The sequence below is a fragment of the Bdellovibrionales bacterium genome (assembly GCA_019750295.1).
In the GTDB taxonomy this organism is placed as follows: domain Bacteria; phylum Bdellovibrionota; class Bdellovibrionia; order Bdellovibrionales; family JAGQZY01; genus JAIEOS01.
Genome location: JAIEOS010000150.1, coordinates 1 through 4848, shown reverse-complemented (window position 1 = coordinate 4848; position 4848 = coordinate 1). Strand labels below are relative to the sequence as shown.

The 4848-nt window shown below is 44.9% G+C and carries 5 protein-coding genes; 4 read left to right on the top strand and 1 reads right to left on the bottom strand.

The features are described from left to right. Window positions 1-19 precede the first annotated feature (19 nt). The gene (locus K2Q26_16095; GenBank protein MBY0317041.1) at window positions 20-1117 is read right to left on the bottom strand and encodes a GNAT family N-acetyltransferase; all 1098 of its coding nucleotides are present in this window, start codon (window positions 1115-1117) and stop codon (window positions 20-22) included. 212 nt (window positions 1118-1329) lie between these two features. Here K2Q26_16095 and K2Q26_16090 point away from each other — a divergent pair, with 212 nt between their 5' ends. The 4 genes from K2Q26_16090 to K2Q26_16075 form a co-directional block, all read left to right on the top strand. Then, window positions 1330-1740: a hypothetical protein gene (locus tag K2Q26_16090; protein ID MBY0317040.1), complete on the top strand. Its 411-nt coding sequence runs from the start codon at window positions 1330-1332 to the stop codon at window positions 1738-1740. Beyond that, on the top strand, window positions 1724-2773 hold the full coding sequence (locus K2Q26_16085) for a thiamine ABC transporter substrate-binding protein (protein MBY0317039.1): 1050 nt from the start codon (window positions 1724-1726) through the stop codon (window positions 2771-2773). Before K2Q26_16090 ends, K2Q26_16085 begins: the two co-directional genes overlap by 17 nt. 221 nt (window positions 2774-2994) lie before the next feature. Continuing rightward, window positions 2995-4242 carry an ABC transporter permease subunit gene (locus tag K2Q26_16080; protein MBY0317038.1) on the top strand — a complete coding sequence of 416 codons (1248 nt, stop codon included), beginning with the start codon at window positions 2995-2997 and terminating at the stop codon, window positions 4240-4242. After that, window positions 4217-4848 (top strand): ATP-binding cassette domain-containing protein (locus K2Q26_16075; protein MBY0317037.1); only part of this gene is annotated, 632 nt, incomplete at its 3' end. The genes K2Q26_16080 and K2Q26_16075, both read left to right, overlap by 26 nt.

The following is a 4848-nucleotide window of genomic DNA, read 5'->3' as shown; positions in this document are numbered from 1 at the left end:
CAGATCAAAAAGGAGCGCATTAAATAGAGTCCCAGCCCCAGATCCAGCAAGGAAGCGGGAAGACACGATTTAATGTCGCCGCGGTCCGATCACTAAATTGGTGAATTTCAGACGGCTTTTGGGGTCCAAAGAACAGGTGAACCATATCGCTCTCTGAATTTGTCTTATAGAGCCCCTCGCTGCTTCCGAAATATAAGTGCTCTTCATGATATTGAATGGCGAAATCCTTAAGGCCCATACGTCGAGCAATTCGCTGAGTTTTCTTTGCCATTTCTGCGGGATTTATAATTTTAAACATCCCTAAAATGCCTTCGTATTTTTGGGCTCCGCAAGCGGTGGCCTGGGCAATCAGATTTTTGCAATGCGGGGGAGTGATAGCGATCACTTCTTTTTGCTGATCGACATGAATATGTTTAAATAAATGCATTAACGCCGATGTTCCGCCGCCCCATTCGTGAATATAACCTTGAAGGTCCACGCCCTTACCTTCGATGGCGTACGCTTCAATTTGGTTATTTTTGTTCCAAGCCGTGTAGATGCGAGAGTTGGGGATATGTAAACATTTTTTGATATCGTCGGCTGTTCGTACCGATGTTACCGTGTGCAAGTTGTAGAGCCTTAATAAAGCCTGGGGATCGATTTGCTGACTTTTTATAATTTTAAGGTCGGAGCGATCTCTTGCAGGAACGAACTGGGAGTTTATAATCAAACTGACCTCAGTTCCTGCCAACTCAAAACCAAACTTGCGGTAAAAGTCGAAAGCGTCGGTCCATAAGATAATAAAGTCACAGTTCTGCTGGCGAGCTTCTTCAATGCAGCTTTCGAGAATCTGGGAGCTTAACCCTTGATGTCGATAGTTCGGATTGGTGACGACACTCCCGATCATGCCCACATTAAAAATGGCGTAGGGCGTTTTTAACAACACTGTTTTAAGAACGGCGTGAGAAACAACAGTGTCCTTTTCCTTTAAAATTCGGATGTTGTGAGAATTCTTTGGATCAAACGCTAAGGGGTACTCTTGTTGGACGGACCAAGTGAGATCTTTTCTTAACTGACTATTGAGAAATTGATAAACTTCCTGCATCTCGTTGGCAGATGGCGCTTTTGGCTTAAGCATTTTTCCCCCTGTGAACTATGTAATTATCATAGCGCATGGCCACGCCGAAGACTCAATAAAACCTCGAGCTCTCGACGAAGAGCCGCCTCTACTTCCTCGTCGCCCCTTGACTCTCCTAGACCTGTGAATGAAGATGGGTCATGGTTGTTTCCTTCCTCGAAAGCTTGAGATACGCAGGGCTATTATGGCCTGTCGCGCTCCTACGAATTTTTATGAGTCTCCAATACTTTGGTATGGCGATGTACTTGGTACAGGCGGGTTATCTCGAACACCCCTATCTCAATGAGCAAATGAGATTAAAATTGGAAAATCTCGGAGCTCTCAGCTCTTACGTTCAATTTTGGAGCGTGTTGATTCAAAATTATTGGATCGTCGCAAGTTACCTGATCATTTGTTCGCAATTTGTAATTGCGGCCTCTTATCTTGTGGGCTATTTGGTTCGCCCGGTCGCTCTGTTGGCGGCGTTTCTATCGCTACACATGTATATTCTTGTCGACGCTCAGGGTGAGAAGACTCAATTGTTTGCTTTTGCCATCCATACCACATTTTGTCTTCTCGGCGCAGGACGCTGCCTCGGACTAGATTATTATTTCTATAAGAGTCGCCGTGGCCTTCTTTGGTAGAATTTTTCAATCATTAAGTTTTTATCTCGTATTATTTATTGCGATTGTGAGCTTTCTCTTCTTCCAATTCTATTCAAGAAAGATTCTTTCTTTAAATCAAGATCAGCCGCCCATTCTTAAAATTATGTCGTACTCTAATTTTCTCAAAAACTGGGGCCCGGGTCCCGAGATCGTATCGGAGTTTGAGAAACAAAATAAAGTGAAAGTTCAGTGGGTGGACGTCGGAAATTCAGGAATGATTTTGCAGAATTTGCAATCCTCTCAATTACCGCCCGATGTGGTGATTGGAATCGATTCGCTGTCGTTACCGGAGGCGCGATCCTTAATGAAATGGCGGCCCATCCAGGCACTTTCTCCTGGAGCGACCGAACTTCCTCGAGATGTTTTCTTTGAGGATTTTAAACCTGTGGACTGGTCACCCATGACTTTTATTTTTAGGCGTTCGCAAATTATAACTCCGCGATCGCTGAAAGATCTTCTGCAAAAGCAGTATGCGAATTCTCTAGCGATTCAAGATCCTACCACTAGTGCCTCAGGTCTTTATTTTTTAATCTGGGTGCTTTCGGTTTACGGTGAGGATGAGGGCTTCAAGTATTTTAAAGAGTTGAAGTCAAGTATCCGCTTAGTGGCTCCCTCTTGGTCGGCGTCCTACAGTTTGTTTCAAAATAATCAAGTGCCAATGGTCTTCTCCTTTTTTACTTCGACGATTTATCATTATGTCAACGAAGGGGACTATCAATATCAGCCCGTTTACTTTGACGAGCCCCATATCTATAGCGTTGAGTATGTGGGAGTTCCGGATCAGTGCACCGAGTGCGATCTGGCGCAAAAGTTTGTCGCCTTTTTATTGACGCCCGAGGCGCAAAAGAAAGTGATGGAAAAAAACTTTATGCTGCCTGTTTTAAGTGAAGTCAAGAGAGACACTCCGTTTGATTTTCCTAAAAGTATTCAATTGATTGGCCCGGATAAGTATATGAAGTTTATCGAGCAGAAAAAGCAGCTCATCGAGCGTTGGAAGGAATTAGACCTCTAATGAGATTTCCTTTTTCCCATCGCCTATTATTTTTGTTTTTGGTTTTATCCCTGTATCTTCCCTACATTTATCTGTTTAAGGACTTTCAATGGGAGAGCATAGAGACAGGGAACTTAAAACAAGTTTTTCTCCTATCCATGTCGCAGTCCTTTTTAAGCGCGATATTTTGTCTGGTGTTTGGAGTGTGGGGAAGTTGTGGTCTATTTTGGTTGGAGAATAGATTGTCCAAAAAGCTTTACACGCTTTGTGAGTTTCTGGTTTTACTGCCAGCTTTACTTCCAGCTATTTTTATTGTGGTGTCTGTCCTTAATGTATTTCCACGTTTCCCCTTCGGCCTTACCGGAGTGGTTTTTCTTCACGTATTTTCGGAAGTGGGGATGGTCAGCTGGGTTTTAAAACGTTTGTTGTCACAGAAATTGTCGGACCTCGGCGACTGGGCGTTAACCACAGGGACATCGACACGATATTTTCTATATACGGCCTTTCCGATCTTACGAATTGATATTTTACAAGTTCTTCTCATTCTTTTGTTTTACTTTCTGACGAGCTTTTCGATTCCGTTGATCGTGGGAAGTCACTCCATGGCCGGTATGGAAGTCGTCATCTTCGAAAAAGTGATGTTAGGTCAACAGTGGAATCAGGCTCTGACATTATTTATTTATCAGAGCGGTTTTTTGATCCTTCTTCTTCTGGGGATCTTGTTATTCAAACCGATCCCCGTGGAGATCTCAGGTCTGCGGCGATTGACTCTTTTAGAAAAAAAATCGGGAATTTTTCCTTTAATGGCACCTCCCATGATTGTGCTCGCCAGTGCCATTTTTGGTTCGGCAAAGGGCCTCTATCAAATTCAGCAACAGAGCGATATTCTAACCAACTGGGACGTGTACGTCTCAGGTTCGCTGTTGGTGGGATTTGTCACCGGCGGGTTCGTATTTATACTACTTTCAATCAGTACCTATTTTTTGCAGTTTAAAAAGACGCAGTTGTTCTTCACATCGCTTGTTACTCCCAGCTTTGTGATCCTCGCTCTCGCCTGCCGGCCTGATAATATTTGGAATGATTTATTGTCTCCGATCAGTTTGTCTTGGGCGCTATGTGTTGCTTTTTTGCCGGCGGTGGTTCGACTCGGTTTAGTGCAGACTGTGGACCACCTTGCGGAGCAAATCGAGATGGCTTATTTTCTAGGCGCCAGCCCACTTCAAATTTTCCGACGCATCACTTGGCCGCAAGTATTGCCGTCGTTGAGTCTGTTAAGTGGGCTTGCCGCCATCTGGGCGGTCGGCGACTTTTCATTGTCGCGGATCATTCTTGGCAGCGACCAGACGCTAGCGATGTGGGTGCATAGTTTAGTCGAGCATTACCGTTGGAGTAGCGCGCAGGTTTTGAGTGGGCTCATTCTTTTATGTGGTGCGGTGGTCTTTAGTTTTTTCGCGGGAGTGGCCTATGTCAGTCGTCAAAAACTTACGTAAACAAATCGGAAATATCTCTATCGAGATCAACGAATGGAAAATCGCCGACCAGGGACTGACTTTACTTTGGGGAGCCTCAGGCGCAGGAAAAACAACGGTGCTCCGACTGTTGCTCGGTTTAGAGCCTGCGGACTCCCGCTACGAGTGGCAACTCGGAGAAGACAATTTAGCTGTTCTGCCGCCCCATCAGAAAAAAATCGGTGTAGTGTTTCAACACTTGGCTCTTTTTCCGCATTTAACCGCAAGAGAAAATATCCTTTTCCCTCTCCAGGCGGCAGGACAGTCCATAGAGCTTGCCCATTGGGAGGATATTGTTTCTCTGTTAGGAATAGCATCGGTCCTCGAGCAAAAAACCTATAAGCTTTCAGGTGGAGAAAAACAGAGGGTGGCATTAGGGAGAGCTCTGGTAACGCGTCCGCGTCTCCTGATTCTTGATGAGCCTTTCTCGGCATTGGACATCCAGCTTAAAAAGCAGGCCCGGGTGCTGCTGCAGAAAACCATGGAAAATTACAAGATTCCTGTCCTCTTAGTGTCTCACGATCCACAAGATGTGGAGGCGCTGGCTCAGCGAGTCGTTATTCTCGAAAATGGGAAAATTAAAGCTTC

Coding starts and splice junctions, on each gene's coding strand:
- K2Q26_16095 (MBY0317041.1), bottom strand. CDS start 1,117: ATGCTTAAGCCAAAAGCGCCATCTGCCAACGAGATGCAGGAAGTTTAT.
- K2Q26_16090 (MBY0317040.1), top strand. CDS start 1,330: ATGAGTCTCCAATACTTTGGTATGGCGATGTACTTGGTACAGGCGGGT.